The following is a 16,277-nucleotide window of genomic DNA, read 5'->3' on the forward strand; positions in this document are numbered from 1 at the left end:
ACGACTCCGATGAATTTTTCCCAATTCTTCATTTCACGGCCGATCTTTGCAGCGGTGCTGTCGCTGCTGATCCTGATCGCCGGTGCCATCTCGCTGTTCCAGTTGCCGATCAGCGAATACCCGGAAGTCGTGCCACCGACCGTTGTGGTCCGTGCCAACTTCCCGGGTGCCAACCCAAAAGTCATCGGTGAAACCGTGGCTGCTCCTCTGGAGCAAGCCATCACCGGCGTCGAGAACATGTTGTACATGTCCTCGCAGTCCACCGCTGACGGCAAGATCACCCTGACCATCACCTTCGCGCTGGGCACCGACCTGGACAACGCACAGGTGCAGGTGCAGAACCGCGTGACCCGGACCGAGCCAAAACTTCCAGAAGAAGTGACGCGCATCGGTATCACCGTGGACAAGGCGTCGCCCGACCTGACGATGGTCGTGCACTTGACCTCGCCGGACAAACGCTACGACATGCTCTACCTGTCCAACTACGCGTTGCTCAATATCAAGGATGAGCTGGCGCGTCTGGGCGGTGTCGGTGATGTGCAGCTGTTTGGTATGGGCGACTACTCGTTGCGGGTATGGCTCGATCCGAACAAAACCGCTTCGCGCAATCTGACCGCGACCGATGTCGTAACCGCGATCCGCGAACAAAACCGTCAAGTCGCTGCCGGTGCATTGGGTGCCCCGCCTGCGCCGAATGCCACCGCGTTCCAGCTGTCGGTCAACACTCAGGGTCGTCTGGTTTCCGAAGAAGAGTTCGAGAACATCATCATTCGCTCCGGCGACAACGGTGAAATCACCCGACTGAAAGACATCGCGCGCGTCGAGCTGGGTTCCAGCCAATACGCCCTGCGTTCCTTGCTGAACAACCAGCCGGCGGTGGCGATCCCGATCTTCCAGCGTCCTGGTTCCAACGCGATCGAAATCTCCAACGAAGTGCGCGACAAGATGGCGGAGCTGAAGAAGAGCTTCCCGGAAGGCATGGACTTCAGCATCGTTTATGACCCGACGATCTTCGTGCGCGGCTCCATCGAAGCGGTGGTTCACACCCTCTTCGAAGCACTGATCCTTGTGGTTCTGGTCGTGATCCTGTTCCTGCAAACCTGGCGTGCCTCGATCATTCCGTTGGTGGCGGTGCCGGTTTCGCTGATCGGTACGTTTGCGGTGATGCACTTGTTCGGCTTCTCGCTGAACGCCTTGTCGCTGTTCGGCCTGGTATTGGCCATCGGCATCGTGGTGGACGACGCCATCGTGGTGGTGGAGAACGTGGAAAGGCACATCGAGCTGGGAGAAACGCCCGTAGAAGCCACCAAGAAAGCCATGCGAGAGGTGACCGGGCCGATCATCGCGACGGCGCTGGTGCTGTGTGCGGTATTTATCCCGGCGGCGTTCATTTCCGGACTCACCGGCCAGTTCTACAAACAGTTTGCCCTGACCATTGCCATCTCGACCGTGATCTCGGCGTTCAACTCGCTGACACTGTCCCCTGCCCTGGCCGCCGTGCTGCTCAAGAGCCACAGTGCGCCGAAAGATCGCTTTACCAAAGTGCTCGATAAACTATTGGGCGGCTGGCTGTTCCGTCCGTTCAACCGGTTCTTCGAACGCGCCAGCCATGGCTATGTCGGCACCGTAGCCCGGGTTATCCGCAGCAGCGGTATTGCCCTGCTGTTGTACGCAGGCCTGATGGTGCTGACCTTCTTCGGTTTCGCCCACACCCCGACCGGTTTCGTACCTGGCCAGGACAAGCAATACCTGGTGGCTTTCGCGCAACTGCCGGACGCTTCCAGCCTGGACCGTACCGAAGACGTGATCAAACGCATGTCCGACCTGGCCCTGAAACAGCCTGGCGTGGAAAGTGCGGTAGCGTTCCCGGGCCTGTCCATCAACGGTTTCACCAACAGCCCTAACGCCGGCATCGTGTTCGTGACCCTGAAACCGTTCGACGAGCGTAAAGACCCGAGCATGTCCGCCGGTGCGATTGCCGGTGCATTGAACGGCCAGTTCGCCGGGATTCAGGAAGCCTACATGGCGATCTTCCCGCCGCCGCCGGTACAAGGCCTTGGCACCATCGGTGGTTTCCGCCTGCAGATCGAAGACCGGGGCAACCTGGGCTACGACGAGCTGTACAAAGAAACCATGAACATCATCACCAAGAGCCACGGTGTGCCGGAACTGGCAGGCCTGTTCACCAGCTACACGGTGAACGTGCCGCAAGTCGATGCCGCCATCGACCGGGAAAAAGCCAAGACTCACGGCGTGGCCGTCAGCGACATCTTCGACACCCTGCAGATCTACCTGGGTTCGCTGTATGCCAACGACTTCAACCGCTTCGGCCGTACCTATCAGGTCAACGTCCAGGCCGAGCAGCAGTTCCGCCTCGAACCGGACCAGATCGGTCAGCTGAAAGTGCGTAACAACAAAGGCGAGATGATCCCGCTGGCGACCTTCATCAAGGTCAGCGACACCTCGGGCCCGGACCGCGTCATGCACTACAACGGCTTTATCACCGCTGAAATCAACGGTGCGGCAGCCCCAGGCTACAGCTCCGGCCAGGCCGAAAAAGCCATCGAGAAACTGCTCAAGGAAGAACTTCCGAACGGCATGACCTACGAATGGACCGACCTGACTTACCAGCAGATTCTGTCCGGCAACACCGCACTGTTCGTGTTCCCGCTCTGCGTATTGCTGGCGTTCCTGGTACTCGCGGCGCAGTACGAAAGCTGGAGCCTGCCATTGGCGGTGATCCTGATCGTACCGATGACCCTGCTGTCGGCCATCACCGGTGTGATTGCTTCAGGAGGCGACAACAACATCTTCACCCAGATCGGCTTGATCGTACTGGTGGGACTTGCCTGTAAGAACGCGATTCTGATCGTCGAGTTCGCCAAGGACAAACAGGAAGAAGGCATGAACCCGCTGGCTGCGGTGCTTGAAGCCTGCCGCCTGCGTCTGCGGCCGATCCTGATGACCTCCTTCGCGTTCATCATGGGTGTGGTGCCACTGGTGTTCTCCAGCGGTGCCGGTGCCGAGATGCGTCACGCCATGGGTGTGGCGGTGTTCTCCGGGATGCTCGGGGTGACTTTCTTCGGCCTGTTGCTGACGCCAGTGTTCTACGTGTTGATCCGTAATTTCGTGGAACGCGGCGAGCAGCGCAAAGCGGCCAAAGCCCTGAAACTGGAGGCGCAACAATGAGCCTGAAAGCCTTCCTGCCGAGCCTGCTGGTACTGGCCCTGAGTGCCTGTGCCGTCGGCCCGGACTACAAGACCCCGGCCACTGAACCGGCCAACATCACCACCGCCACCGATGGCGCTGCGGGTCAGAAAAACTTCGACCGCTCACGTTTCGAAGGCATCTGGTGGCAGCAGTTTGAAGACCCGACCCTCAACCAGTTGGTGACGCAATCGCTGCAAGGCAACCGTGACTTGCGCGTCGCCTTCGCTCGCTGGAAGGCGGCCCGGGCGATCCGCGATGACGTCAGCAATGACGCCATGCCGACCATCACCAGCCGCGTCAGCAGTGATCTGGGCAAAGGCCAGATTCCGGGCGAGACCACCAAACGGGTCAATAGCGAACGCTATGACCTGGGTCTGGACATGGCCTGGGAACTGGACCTGTTTGGTCGCATCCAGCGCAACCTGGAATCCAGCGACGCCGAACAGCAAGCGGCCGAAGCGGATCTGTACCAACTGCAAGTCACCATGATTGCCGAGTTGGTGGATGCCTACGGTCAGCTGCGCGGTGCGCAACTGCGGGAAAAAATTGCCCTGGCCAACCTGAACAACCAGCAGGAGTCGCGCAAGATCACCGAAAGCCTGCGCGATGCCGGCGTCGGCGATCAGCTCGATGTGGTCCGCGCCGACGCACGCCTGGCGTCCGTGGAAGCCAGCGTGCCGCAATTGCAGGCCGAACAGGTTCGGCAGAAAAACCGTATCGCCACCTTGTTGGGTGAACGTCCGGACAAGCTGACCGTCGACTTGAGCCCGAAAGACTTGCCGGCGATTGCCAAAGCGCTGCCGATCGGTAATCCAGGCGAACTGCTGCAACGTCGTCCGGACGTTCTCAGCGCCGAGCGCAAACTGGCTTCGGCCACGGCGCGTATTGGCGTGGCCAAGGCGGATCTGTTCCCGCGGGTCAGCCTCAGCGGCTTCCTCGGCTGGACCGCCGGACGTGGTTCGCAGATCGGCTCCTCGGCGGCCAACGCCTGGGCGCTGGGCCCAAGTATCACTTGGGCGGCGTTTGACCTGGGCAGTGTTCGAGCCCGTATCCGCGGTGCCGACGCGGATGCCGAAGGCGCCTTGGCGACCTACGAGCAACAAGTGCTGCTGGCGCTGGAAGAATCGGAAAACGCCTTCAGTGATTACGGCAAACGCCAGCAACGCCTGATTTCGCTGATTCGTCAGAGTGAATCAAGCCGCGCGGCAGCCGACCTGGCTGAAATTCGCTACCGCGAAGGCACGGCGGACTTCCTTGTCCTGCTCGATGCCCAACGCGAACGTCTGGCGGCGGAAGACACTCAGGCCCAGGCCGAGGTCGATCTGTATCGCGGTATCGTCGCGATCTACAAGGCCCTGGGTGGCGGTTGGCAACCAGAGACGGTCGCCAGCAAGTAACACGTTATAGAGCTCTTTTGGCTGGTCGCAACCAACCAATTTTTTAGCCCTGCGCCTCATTCGGTCGCGGGGCTTTTTTTGGGGGGTCTTAAGGATTACTTCATTTTCAGCCTCAACACAGTCCATTGTAGGAGCCGGCTTGCTGGCGATGGTCTCAAGTGCGCCGCAGTGAAACAATCCGTACGCATTATCGTTAACGACCATCGCCAGCAAGCCGGCTCCTACGGGGGATCAGGGGTGATTTTGGGAGGTGCGGGTTTCCTGCACGGTCACAGTGGCCGTTGTCCCCGCCCTCAGTTTGTCCTTGCCGGCATAGTCGGCGTCGATTTTTATCCGCACCGGCACCCGTTGCGCCAGTTTGACCCAGGTGTAACTGGGGTTGATGTTGGCCAGCAGGCGGCCGCCGGGCAGGTTCTCGCGGTCGGCGATGGCAAAGGCAATGCTTTGCACCGTGCCGCCGAAGGTTTCGCCGCTCATCAATTCGATCCTGACCCGATCCCCCTCCCCGATTCTCGGCAGCTTGGTTTCTTCGAAATAACCGCTGACATAAAACGAATCGCTGTCCACCAACGCCAACAATGCGCCCCCGGCCGCGGCATAGTCGCCCTGTCGGGTCAGCAGGTTGGTGACGTAGCCGCTGACGGGCGCTTCGACCCGGGTACGCTGCAAATCCAGTTCCGCCTGGGTCAAGGCCGCGACAGCCAATTGCACATTGGCCTGCGCCAGCCCCAGGTTGGCCTGGTTACGCAGCAACTCGGCCTGTGCTACCGCCACCTCTGTGCTGGACTTTTCCCATTCTTCGCCCGAAATCGCGAAGCGTTGCTTGAGTGTTCGCCGCCGGCGCTCTTCACTCTGACGCTGGCGCAGCAGCGCTTCGCTGGCGACAATCGTTGCTTCGGATTGGCCGAGAGTGGCCTTCGAAACCTCCACCGAACGCTTGGCATGCTCCACTGCGAGGATGTAGCGAGCCGGGTCGATCTCCAGCAGTAACTGGCCCTTGTCGACATGCTGATTGTCCTGAACCCTCAGCGCGACAATCCGACCCGATACATCGGCGGACAAGGTCACCACATCAGCCCGCACCCGTGCATCGCGAGTCCAGGGTGCGCGGGTGTAATGCTCCCAGGCGAACCAGCCGAGCACAAAGGCCAGCAGCACCACCGCCACTGTTGTGAGCCGGGCAAGGATCTTCTTCAAGGCATCAAGCTCCCATCACCAGAATCAGCGTCGCGCAAACGCAGGCGTACAACGCACCTTCGAACAAGGCTTCGTGCCAGACGAACCGCAACACACCAAGACGGCGCAAGGTCCAGTCCAGTAGCAGGAAAATCGGCAAGGCCAGCAACAGCGCCTGCGCGATCGGCGGCAAATAGACGCCGCCTACTTCCAGGTCAATGGGCAAGGATGGGGTCTCCTTCCTGTTCGGCGGGTTGAAACCAGGCGCGGTATCGCTCCAGAAACGACACCACAATCAATAGCGCCACGCGCATCCTGAAGACCGACCACAGGTGTTCATGAACGTCCAGATGCAAGTCGTCCATTTCATCACCCAGGACATGCAGGTTTTCCAGCAACCGTTCAAGGTCGATTCCGGCGCGCCCGGCAATCAATCGCCCTGTTTCGCGGACCGCCGCCAGCAAACGGTTCAATTGATCGGTACTGAGCAACGTGTTGTCTTGCGCCTGTTGCCTGAGCTGATTCAACGCCACGCCCAGTGCCATGCACCCGAGGCTGACTTCAAACAGGTCTCTGGAATGCTTGTCACTGATCGCCGGCAACAACCCCAACATCATGGTCAGGCGGTCGACCATGCGGCTTTCAAACGCAAATTGTTGCTCGTCGGTGGCCGGGGTCTTCAGCAAAGCGTAGACCTGCTGGCAGTTCTCATTGAACAGCCGACGCATCCGCAAGACGGGTCGGAACGGGAAGATCAAGGCATAGACACTGAGTGCAAGTGCAGCGGCACTGATGTAGGCGCCGGCAAACTCGAACCACTGAATCGCGGTGTTTTGCCCGACGCCGACGTTTTGCGGGCCCAGCAACAGCATCGTCGTCAATCCGAGGCCGATGCCGGTGCCCGTGGTTGGCGGGCTCGACAGCCCCACCGCGACGGCATACAGCAACAGAGCGAGCAGCAAGGCCAGCAGCTCGAAGCTATTGATCATCGGAATCAGCAAGAACAGATAGAGCGCCGACACCACCAACGACAGACCCAACCCCCTGGCAAAGCTTTGGCTGGCCAGTAATGGCCGAGGGAAAGTCGCCATCAGCGAACAGAGAATCCCCACCACAATCATCCCGCCCCGAGCCCCGTCCCAACCGGTCTCGATCCAGATGAATCCGGCCACCACCAATGCAGTAAAGGCGCGGATTGCGTTCATTGCCGCCAACGTATAGTCCAGATGCAACGGATTATCCTGGCCGCGAAAGACGCAACTGGCCGCCCGCTCTTCCTGGATTGCGTCGCTCAGCTCCAGCATCTGCCCCAGTTGCTCCAACATCCGGGCCTGTTCCCAGCGCAGTGCCCAGGCCAGGGAGCGCAACGTGGCAGGCATTGTTTCGGTGAGTTGTTCGGCCTTATAAGCCTGATCATCGAAACGCTGTTGCAGCGCCGCGAAATGGTGCCGCGCCTCGCTCGACAGCGAGCGCCCTTGCAGGGCCAGTTGATCGAGGAAGGCCAGCTCTTCGGCGCGCAAACGCTGGATTTCCTCGGGTAATGCCCCTTGCCAACGCTCGGTCAGCAGTTCTCGCTGGTGACGCAGCGCCGTCAGGCGCGAGGTCAGCAACACGAGCTGATTACCCAGTAGCTGCACGAGACCATTGGCGCTGCGTAACCGTGGCGCGTCGAAATACAAATGCCGGCGCACGCCTTCAAGCGCGCTGATTTCCCCCAACAGTTGCATCTGCCGGCGGTGAAAGTCAGCCTCGCTTTCTTCGGTGCGAATGACCGCAGCGGCATGGGTTGCCAGCAGCTTGATGACTTGATCGATTTTGGCGAAATAGTCCCGGGCCACGGTTTCCGGGCGCGCGGTGAGCAGGCTGACCACACACACGCAGGCCACCGCCAACAAGGTTTCGGTGACGCGGGTCACGGCCAACAGGAACGTGCCGTCCTGATCAGGTACTGCCAGCAGTGCCACGACCACCGCCGTGTAGCCGCTCAGGACAAATGCCTGGGAACTGGTGTAGCGCAACAAGGTGCCGCCGGCGGTACACAACGCCAGCCACAAGGCCAGGGTCACGATGAAAGGCAACGGCGCCTGGGGAAAAATGGCCATGATCACCACCGCGACGACGGCCCCGAGTGTGGTGCCGATGACCTGACCGAAACTGCGGGCCAGGGCCATTCCGCCCAATGGTTGACTGACGATGACCACCGCCATGATCGACCACTTGGGTTGGTCGAGGTCGAACAGGAACGCCAGGTACAGCGTCAACAGCCCGGCCGCAATGGTTCTCAAGGCGAACAACACCACCCCTGGGCCAGGGTTGAGTATTGCCTTGAAGTATTGAAGCAGCGGTTGCATGGGAGCGCTCATCGGGTCATCTCCAGCAAGCGTAGTCACTGCTTCGGCGGCTCGACAGGGTTTCAGTGTCGACAGCACTTGTAGGAAAAATACTGACTATTCGCCGCGCAATGGCCTCAGGGTTTGACTCACAGCCCGGCCTGACCGAAGCTGGCAACCTTGCAAAAGCTTGCCTGCTACCGGATTCCTGCATGCCCCAGTCCCGCCGCTACCTGATCATCAGCCTCTGTGTCCTGTTCGCCATCGGCCTTGCGTGGCTGTTGCTGCGCAGCACAACGCCCGTGGTGCCGGAGGCGATCAAGCGCGGTTTCAGCGAAGCGCTGGCCCAGGCGCGGGCCGGGCAACCGGGCGCAGCGCGGGTTTTGTACCAGCAATTGGGTCGCCCTGACATTTCGCCCAAACGCCGTGTCTGGCTGCATGCCGAACTGCCCAATTATCCCAGCCCGCTCGCCCTGAAACTGGCAGACGCAGACCTGCAACACCCGGCGGCCGAGGTGCGCATCGCTGCGATCAAAAGCATCAGCGGTTTAGTCCCCAGCGGGCAGCGCAGCCTGCTGTTGGGCCCGTTGCTCGATGACAGCGAACAAAGCGTGCGGTTTGCCGCCGTGAACGCATTGCTTGGACTGTCGCCGGACGACCTTGGCTTGTACTTTGGGCCGTTGCAGCAGGCGATCGACGCGTGGGAGCAAGTGCTCACGAGTGCGCCCGACAGCGCGGACAACCAGTACCAGCTGGCCCGGCTGCATCTGCACAACGGCGAATTCAAGGCGGCGCAACAGGCGCTCGAGAACACTTTGCGCCTTGCACCTGACAATCTGCCTGCACTGGTGATGCAGATCGAGGTGCTGGACAAACAGGGCCAAGGCGAAGCCGCCCGGCTGCTATTGGCCAAACAATTGAAGGCTCAACCCGACTCTGCCTACCTGCAACATGCCCTGGGGCTCTGGTTGCTGCATCACGGGCAGAGTGAGTTCGCCCTGCTCGGCCTGTCCAAAGCCGTGGAGCTGGAACCGGACAACAAGGATTACCGCTACGACCTCGCCACCACGCTACACGGCGAACAAGAGCTGGAAGCGGCGCAGAAACAGTTGCAGGAAATCGTCCAGCGCCATCCGGCCGACCGCAAGGCACGGGTGTTGTTGATCAACTACTGGAAAGAAAGCGGACAACTGCAAAACGTGCAGATTCTGTTGGCACAACTCGAACAGCTCAATCCCGACGATCCGGCCCTGCAGCAAGGGCTTTAAATCATCGCTGATCTTGCGGTCGCCATCGCCAGCAAGCTGGCTCCTACAGGATCGGGGCAACACGACGCAGCATTGTAGGAGCGAGGCTCGCCCGCGAAGAACGATAACGCGCAGTGTCAGAACTTACGCCATCGCCAGCAAGCCGGCTCCTACAGGTCTGGGACAACCTGTCGAGCCATACTCAGGACAGCATGTCCTGCATTATTTCCTGCAACACATCCAGATCAAACGGCTTACCCAGAATCGGCGCCGTGCGCGTGATCGGACTGTCGGTCTCGCGGATTTCCTGCGGGTAGCCGCTGATGAAAATCACCTTGAGCTCCGGTCGCAGTTTCACGGCGGGTTCGGCGATCTGCACGCCGGAGATCCCGCCCGGCAGTCGGAAGTCGGTGATCATCATGTCCAGATGCGGCTTGCTCGCCAGAATCTCGAAGGCCTGCTCGCCGTTTTCGGCCTGCAATACCCGGTAACCCTCACCCGACAGGTAGGCCGACAGCACCATCAGGATGGAGGGGTCATCTTCGACGATCAGTACGACATCTTGTGCATCTTCACTCATGGGTAGCCTTTGTTCGGTCAATAGCTGCTGATACGACCGTGAGGTCGATCAGAGGTTGCGTTTAAATGGCTGTTTTCCTACAGCGGCAGACAAACGCGAAACAAGGCGCCTTCGCCAATCCGGCTCTCGACGGTAATGGTACCGCCATGGGCGGTCACAATCTGTTCTGAAATAAACAACCCCAGGCCCAGCCCGGCGACGGCGTGTTTGGCCGAAACCCGTTCGAACTGCTGGAAAATACGCTTCTGGTTTTCTTCACCAATGCCGATCCCCTGATCGCGTACGTCCACCCGCGCCTGACCGCTCTCACTGTACACCTTCACGGTGATCGGGCTCTTCGCGCCGTATCGCAAGGCGTTGGTCAGCAGGTTGGAAATCACCTGTTCTATGCGAAATTCGTCCCAATTGCCCTCCACCGGATGCTCGGCGTCCAGGGTGACCGAGGATTCGGCGGCATCGATCTGCGGGGCGAAATTTTGTAACAAGTTGCGCACCAGCGCCGACAGATCGAAGCGTGTCGGTCGGATTGACAGCTTGCCAGTGCGAATGCGCGACACATCGAGCATGTCTTCGATCAGGCGAATCAGGCTTTTGATCTGCCGCTCGTCGCGGTCGACCATCGCGTGCATCTTTTCCAGGGTGAACGCTGCGGCGTTGTCGCGCGCCAGGTGCATCTTGCGCAGCTGGGTTTCGAGGATCAGGCCGTTGAGCGGCGTACGCACTTCGTGGGCGACGATGGACATGAAGTCATCGCGCATGCGCACCGCCTGCTCCAGTTCCTGCTGGGTGCTCTGCAACTGTTTAAGCAGCGCTTCCTGCTCGCGGCGGCTCTGCTCCAGCGCTTCGACCTGCTGCTTCATGGCCTTGCTCTGGCGGAACAGATCGACGAACACGTTGACCTTGCTCTTGACCGCGTGGATATCCAGCGGCTTGTGCAGGAAGTCCACGGCGCCGCTTTCGTAGCCCTTGAACGCATAGTTCAGCTCACGGCCGGCGGCGCTGACGAACACAATCGGGATGTTCTTGGTTTTTTCCGTGCCGCGCATCAACTCGGCCAGTTCGAAGCCGTTCATGCCAGGCATCTGCACGTCGAGAATGGCCATGGCGAATTCGTGTTGCAGCAGCAGCGACAAGGCTTCGTCGGCGGACAAGGCTTTGTAGACGATGCGGTCTTCGCGTTTGATCAGCGCTTCGAGCGCCAACAGGTTCTCCGGCAGATCGTCGACAATCAGCAGTTTGGCTTGGATGTTACTTAGCATGCTATTCGTTCCAGCTCGACAAGCAGACGGCCGATATCGTTGATAGGGAGAACATGGTCTGGCTGGTGAACATCCAGCGCCGCCAGGGGCATGGTCGCGACTTGGGCTTCTTTCGGATCCTGGACGATGGTCAGACCACCACGCTGCTTGACCTCGGCCAGACCGCTGGCGCCATCGCGGTTGGCGCCGGTCAACAGCACGGCGGCCAGGGCGGGACCGTAGGCATCCGCCGCCGACGAGAACAGAAAGTCGATGGCGGGCCGCGAATAATGCACGCGGTCTTCCAGGCTCAGGGAAAAGCTGCGGTCCTGCTCCACCGACAAGTGATAGCCCGGCGTGGCGAAATACAGCGTGCCCGCTTCAATCAGCGTCTTGTCATGGGCCTCGACAACGCGCATGGCGACTCTTCGGGAAAACACGTCGGCGAGATGGCTGCGACGCTCGTCCGGCAGGTGCAGCACCACGATGATCGGCAGCACGAAGCCTTCGCGCAGAGGGCTGAGGATGCTCAGCAACGCCTCCACGCCACCGGCCGAAGCCCCGATCACGATAGCCTCCACAGAAGGCAATTTCGCTGCACTGTTCATGATTTACGGTAGATCCGTTCTTGTTTGACCAACGGCTCGAACTGGTTGCCGAAGGCCGAAAAATCCGGGGTTTCCTTGCTGCCGAGCACCAGAAAACCGCGATGACAAAGGGATTCGTGGAACAACCCGAACGCCCTGTCCTGAAGTTTTTTATTGAAATAAATCAAAACATTACGGCACGAAATTAACTGAGTTTCTGAAAAGACACTATCGGTCGCCAGGCTGTGGTCGGCGAAGGTCACGTTCTCACACAAACTCTTGTCGAAAATCGCGTAGCCATACGCCGCCGTGTAGTAGTCGGCGAATGAACGCTGGCCACCTGCCTGCTGGTAGTTATGAGTGTAGGCCCGGACATTCTCCATGGAGAAAATCCCCTGCTTGGCCTTGTCCAGCGAGCGCGGATTGATGTCGGTGGCATAGATGATGGTGCGATCGAGCAAACCTTCCTCGCGCAGCAGAATCGCCATCGAGTACACCTCTTCTCCGGTGCTGCAACCGGCGATCCAGATCTTGATCGAGGGGTAGGTCTTGAGCAGCGGCACCACTTCCTGGCGAATGGCGAGGAAGTGCGAAGGGTCGCGGAACATCTCGCTGACCGGGATCGTCAGCAATTGCAGCAACTGCATGAACGCGGTTGGATCGTGCAGCACCTTTTCCTGCAGCGCCGAAATGGTCGCGCACTCGAACTGGCTCAACGCATGCTGGACGCGGCGTTTGATCGACGCGCCGGAATAATCACGAAAGTCGTAGCTGTATTTGAGGTAGATCGCCTCGATCAACAACCGCAATTCGATTTCGCTACTTCGCTCCACTGAATAATTGCGTTCCACTAAATGCGTTCCATCTTCGGTAACCACACGCGAATCAGCGAGAACAGGCGATCCAGGTCGATGGGCTTGGCCAGGTAATCGTTGGAGCCGGCCTGCAGGCAGCGCTCCTGATCGTCCTTCATGGCCTTGGCCGTCACCGCAATGATCGGCAGCTTGCGCCAGCGCGGGTCCTGACGAATCAGGCTCGTCGCCTCGAAACCGTCCATCTCCGGCATCATCACATCCATCAACACCAGATCGATGTCCTCCACTTCATTCAGTCTTTCAATCGCCTCACGACCGTTCCGGCCAATGACCACGATTGCGCCCTTTTGCTCCAGCGCGCTGGTGAGGGCGAAGATGTTGCGCACATCGTCGTCCACCAACAGCACTTTGCGACCCTCGAAGACTTTGTCGCGGCTGCGCGCGGTCTTGAGCATCGTTTGCCGTTCATGGGACAACCGCGATTCGACTTTGTGCAAAAAGAGTGTGACCTCATCCAGCAGACGCTCCGGCGAGCGCGCACCCTTGATGATGATCGAGCGCGAATACTTGCGCAGTTCGGTCTCTTCATCGCGAGTGAGGTTGCGCCCGGTGTAGACGATCACCGGCGGGAACGAACAGATGTCCTCGGTGGACATGCGCTTGAGCAGATCATTGCCCAACATGTCCGGCAGTTTCAGGTCGATGATCATGCAGTCGAAAACGGTGGTGCGCAGCAGGTCCAGCGCATCCTGCGCGAGGCCGACCGCAGTGATCTCGATGTCATCGTCGCCGATCAACCGGGCAATGCTGTCGCGCTGCAAGTCATCGTCTTCCACCAACAGCACGCGTTTGACCTTCTGGGTCAGCTTGGCTTCGAGGCGGGCAAACACGTCCTTGAGCTCTTCACGGGTAGTCGGCTTGACCGCGTAACCAATGGCGCCCATGTGCATCGCGGCTTCGACCCGGTCTTCGACCGAGATGACGTGCACCGGGATGTGTCGGGTTTCCGCGTGTTCCTTCAGGCGCTGCAACACGGTCAGGCCGGAGTGGTCCGGCAGGCGCATGTCCAGCAGGATGGCGTCGGGAATGTATTCCTTCGCCAGGTCATAACCTTCGTCGGCGCCGTGGGCCACCAGGCACTGATAACCCAGTTCGTGGGCCAGATCGTAGAGGATGTGCGCGAAGTTCGGCTCATCTTCCACCACCAGAATGCAGCGAGTGGTGAAAGGTGCCTTGCCTCGATCATCGTCGAAACGCGGGATATCGACTTCGGCGATCAGCGGCACCAGGACAGGCGCCGGTGCTCTCGGCGCCATCGCAACCGGTGAGGCCTGCATCGGCTCGACCGGCGTCTCGCCCGGTTCAACGTATTGCTGCGGCAAGACCAGGGTGAACACACTGCCCTGCCCCGGTTCGCTGGTGACGCTGATGGAACCGCCGAGCAATGCCGCCAGATCACGGGAAATCGACAGGCCCAGCCCGGTGCCGCCGTAACGGCGATTGGTGGTGCCGTCGGCCTGGCGGAACGCTTCGAAAATGCTTTCCTGCTGCTCTTGTGCGATACCGATCCCGGAATCGCGGACGATAAAGGCAATGCCGTCGCCGGGCTGGCTGGCGACGGTCAGGCTGACCGTGCCTTTCTCGGTGAACTTCACCGCGTTGGACAACAGATTTTTCACCACCTGCTCCAGACGCTGGCGGTCGGTGAAAATCATAATCGGTGCGCCGGGCTGCACATCGACCTGGAAATCCAGCTGTTTGTCCGTCGCCAGTGGCTGGAACATCCCGCGCAAACCGTCCACCAGGCGGGCGACGCTGGTGTTTTCCGGACGCATATCCAGCTTGCCGGCCTCGACCTTGGAGATGTCGAGAATGTCGTTGATCAAGTTCAGCAAATCATTGCCGGCCGAATAGATCGACTCGGCGAATTTGACCTGTTCGGCGCTGAGGTTTTCCTGCGGGTTTTCCGCCAGTAACTTGGCCAGGATCAACGAACTGTTCAGCGGCGTGCGCAATTCGTGGGACATGTTGGCGAGGAATTCGGACTTGTACTTGCTAGAGCGCTGCAACTCTTCTGCGCGCTCTTCGAGCTGGGCCTGGGCCTGATTGAGTTCGGTGTTCTTCAGGTCCATGGCATCGCGTTGCTCGGCCAGAGTCTGGGCCTGTTCGGCAAGCTGTTCGTTGGTCTGCTCCAGCTCGACCTGCTGGGTTTCCAGGTGCGCCTGGGATTCCTTGAGAACCCTCGATTGCTCTTCAAGCTCTTCATTGGCGGTCTTGAGCTCTTCTTGCTGAACTTGCAGTTCTTCGTTGAGTTGCTGGGTTTCGGCCAGCACTTCCTGCAAGCGTTGACGATAGCGCGCGGCCTCGATGGAAGTGCCGATGTTGCCGGCAATCAGTTCGAGCAGTTCGATGTCGCGGTCGTTCAACGGGCGCAGGAAGCCGAGTTCGATGACCCCGTTGACCCGATCGTCATCACTGGTCGGCACCACCAGCACACTGTGCGGCAAACCTTCACCGAGGCCGGAACTGACCTTGAAATAGTTGCTTGGCACGTTGTCGAGGCGTATCAGCTTCGCCTGTTGCGCCACTTGCCCGACAATCCCTTCGTCGCTGTAAATCTGTTGTTCAAGGGCTTCCTGCTCACGGGAAAAACCGTAAGAGGCAATGCGCTTGAGGCCGCCATGCTCCTCACGTACATAAATAGCCGCCACCGCCGTGCCGAGGTATTGCGCGCAAAACTGCAGAATGTTGCGCCCCAGCAGATTGAGCGACAGTTGCCCCAGCACTTGCTCGGCCAGCTCGGTCTGGCCGTTGCGCAGCCAGGCTTGCTGTTCCAGTCGATGGGCACTGGCCTGCTGCGCGGCCAGGTTGGCGCTGTAGCTTTGCGAAAGGTTGAGCAGATCCCGACGGCCAATGTAGGCGAGCAACCCGCTGATGCCGACAATGAACAGCAGATAAAGGCTGATGCTCCAGATCGTGCTGCGGCGCACTTCTTCGTTACGCGTGGCGCGTAACTGCTGCTCCATGTCGATCACGTCTTCGAATTGCTTGCGGATTTCATCAGTCAGGCGTTTGCCGCGCCCGGCCTTGATGGCGCTGCGGTAGTCACCGCCCGCATGCTGCAAGTCGATCATGTTCTGCGCGTAAGTCGCCCATTCATCCTGCAGGGCCTGGAGCCGTTGCAGGCGGTCGGTTTGCACCGGGTTGTCCGCCGTCAGTTCGAGCAAGGTCTTGACCGCTACCGCGACTCTCGGCTTGGCGGTTTCGTAGGGTTCAAGAAATCTCTCGTCGCCACTGAGCAGGAAACCGCGCATGCCGGTCTCCAGATCGACGGTCAGCTTGACCGCTTCATTGGCGTTATTGATCACCCGGTCGGTGTGCTGGACCCACTGGATCACCGACAGCAGATAGGTGATCAGCGAGACAAAGAACACCGCACTGAGCACACCGACACCCAACGGCAGGCTGACGTTGCGGCTCAGGAGTTTACGAAATCGTTGCTCGTCAACCGAAGACGCAGTGGTCATGGGAGGGCCTTGTCGAACTGTTGGAATCCAGGGAGTCTGCCTCAAATCTGCCGCATTGATCCAATTTTCTGACGTGATTGTGCGCTAAATCCTACATTCAACTGCCCCAGCGCAAAGGAGCGGTTATCCTTGTCCACCCTGGTACGGCTATTCTTTTTCCAGTGGGGTCG

At 59.7% G+C, this 16,277-nt stretch carries 11 protein-coding genes; 3 read left to right on the plus strand and 8 right to left on the minus strand.

Going from position 1 to position 16,277, the window contains the following annotated elements; translation table 11 throughout:
- Positions 1-9 precede the first annotated feature (9 nt).
- Both KGA97_RS00590 and KGA97_RS00595 read left to right on the plus strand, forming a co-directional pair.
- A complete protein-coding gene (locus tag KGA97_RS00590) occupies positions 10-3,189 on the plus strand; it encodes an efflux RND transporter permease subunit (RefSeq protein ID WP_008044286.1) in 3,180 nt (1,059 codons plus the stop codon).
- Entirely contained in the window at positions 3,186-4,607 is a 1,422-nt protein-coding gene (locus tag KGA97_RS00595) for an efflux transporter outer membrane subunit (protein WP_207284355.1), read from the plus strand. The genes KGA97_RS00590 and KGA97_RS00595 overlap by 4 nt, the downstream gene beginning before the upstream one ends.
- A 231-nt stretch (positions 4,608-4,838) precedes the next feature.
- Here the strand turns inward: KGA97_RS00595 and KGA97_RS00600 are convergent, their stop codons facing one another.
- The 3 genes from KGA97_RS00600 to KGA97_RS00610 are packed head-to-tail and all read right to left on the minus strand — an operon-like array spanning position 4,839 to position 8,146.
- On the minus strand, positions 4,839-5,804 hold the full coding sequence (locus tag KGA97_RS00600) for an HlyD family secretion protein (RefSeq protein ID WP_223480032.1): 966 nt from the start codon (positions 5,802-5,804) through the stop codon (positions 4,839-4,841).
- Between the two features lie 4 nt (positions 5,805-5,808).
- Positions 5,809-6,009, minus strand: coding sequence for a DUF1656 domain-containing protein (locus KGA97_RS00605; RefSeq protein WP_008026537.1), 201 nt, complete (start codon positions 6,007-6,009; stop codon positions 5,809-5,811).
- Positions 5,999-8,146, minus strand: coding sequence for an FUSC family protein (locus KGA97_RS00610; RefSeq protein WP_223480033.1), 2,148 nt, complete (start codon positions 8,144-8,146; stop codon positions 5,999-6,001). The genes KGA97_RS00605 and KGA97_RS00610 overlap by 11 nt, the downstream gene beginning before the upstream one ends.
- A gap of 179 nt (positions 8,147-8,325) precedes the next feature.
- On the opposite strand from KGA97_RS00610, the gene KGA97_RS00615 reads away from it, so the two are divergent.
- The gene (locus tag KGA97_RS00615) at positions 8,326-9,381 is read left to right on the plus strand and encodes a tetratricopeptide repeat protein (protein ID WP_192227135.1); all 1,056 of its coding nucleotides are present in this window, start codon (positions 8,326-8,328) and stop codon (positions 9,379-9,381) included.
- 181 nt (positions 9,382-9,562) lie between these two features.
- Here the strand turns inward: KGA97_RS00615 and KGA97_RS00620 are convergent, their stop codons facing one another.
- The 5 genes from KGA97_RS00620 to KGA97_RS00640 form a co-directional block, all read right to left on the minus strand.
- Positions 9,563-9,940 carry a response regulator gene (locus KGA97_RS00620; RefSeq protein ID WP_008026542.1) on the minus strand — a complete coding sequence of 126 codons (378 nt, stop codon included), beginning with the start codon at positions 9,938-9,940 and terminating at the stop codon, positions 9,563-9,565.
- A 77-nt stretch (positions 9,941-10,017) separates the two neighbouring features.
- Positions 10,018-11,199 carry a hybrid sensor histidine kinase/response regulator gene (locus KGA97_RS00625; protein WP_192227134.1) on the minus strand — a complete coding sequence of 394 codons (1,182 nt, stop codon included), beginning with the start codon at positions 11,197-11,199 and terminating at the stop codon, positions 10,018-10,020.
- Entirely contained in the window at positions 11,193-11,786 is a 594-nt protein-coding gene (locus tag KGA97_RS00630; protein WP_008026546.1) for a chemotaxis protein CheB, read from the minus strand. The genes KGA97_RS00625 and KGA97_RS00630 overlap by 7 nt, the downstream gene beginning before the upstream one ends.
- Positions 11,783-12,616, minus strand: a complete 834-nt coding sequence (locus KGA97_RS00635; RefSeq protein WP_008044275.1) for a CheR family methyltransferase — start codon at positions 12,614-12,616, stop codon at positions 11,783-11,785. The genes KGA97_RS00630 and KGA97_RS00635 overlap by 4 nt, the downstream gene beginning before the upstream one ends.
- Positions 12,616-16,107 (minus strand): response regulator, encoded by a 3,492-nt coding sequence (locus KGA97_RS00640; RefSeq protein WP_223480034.1) that lies wholly within the window; start codon positions 16,105-16,107, stop codon positions 12,616-12,618. Before KGA97_RS00640 ends, KGA97_RS00635 begins: the two co-directional genes overlap by 1 nt.
- Positions 16,108-16,277: the final 170 nt, after the last annotated feature.

This window comes from Pseudomonas sp. BF-B-15, assembly GCF_019946675.1.
Lineage (GTDB): Bacteria > Pseudomonadota > Gammaproteobacteria > Pseudomonadales > Pseudomonadaceae > Aquipseudomonas > Aquipseudomonas migulae.

Coding starts and splice junctions, on each gene's coding strand:
- KGA97_RS00590 (WP_008044286.1), top strand. CDS start 10: ATGAATTTTTCCCAATTCTTCATTTCACGGCCGATCTTTGCAGCGGTG.
- KGA97_RS00595 (WP_207284355.1), top strand. CDS start 3,186: ATGAGCCTGAAAGCCTTCCTGCCGAGCCTGCTGGTACTGGCCCTGAGT.
- KGA97_RS00610 (WP_223480033.1), bottom strand. CDS start 8,146: ATGAGCGCTCCCATGCAACCGCTGCTTCAATACTTCAAGGCAATACTC.
- KGA97_RS00615 (WP_192227135.1), top strand. CDS start 8,326: ATGCCCCAGTCCCGCCGCTACCTGATCATCAGCCTCTGTGTCCTGTTC.
- KGA97_RS00620 (WP_008026542.1), bottom strand. CDS start 9,940: ATGAGTGAAGATGCACAAGATGTCGTACTGATCGTCGAAGATGACCCC.
- KGA97_RS00625 (WP_192227134.1), bottom strand. CDS start 11,199: ATGCTAAGTAACATCCAAGCCAAACTGCTGATTGTCGACGATCTGCCG.
- KGA97_RS00630 (WP_008026546.1), bottom strand. CDS start 11,786: ATGAACAGTGCAGCGAAATTGCCTTCTGTGGAGGCTATCGTGATCGGG.
- KGA97_RS00640 (WP_223480034.1), bottom strand. CDS start 16,107: ATGACCACTGCGTCTTCGGTTGACGAGCAACGATTTCGTAAACTCCTG.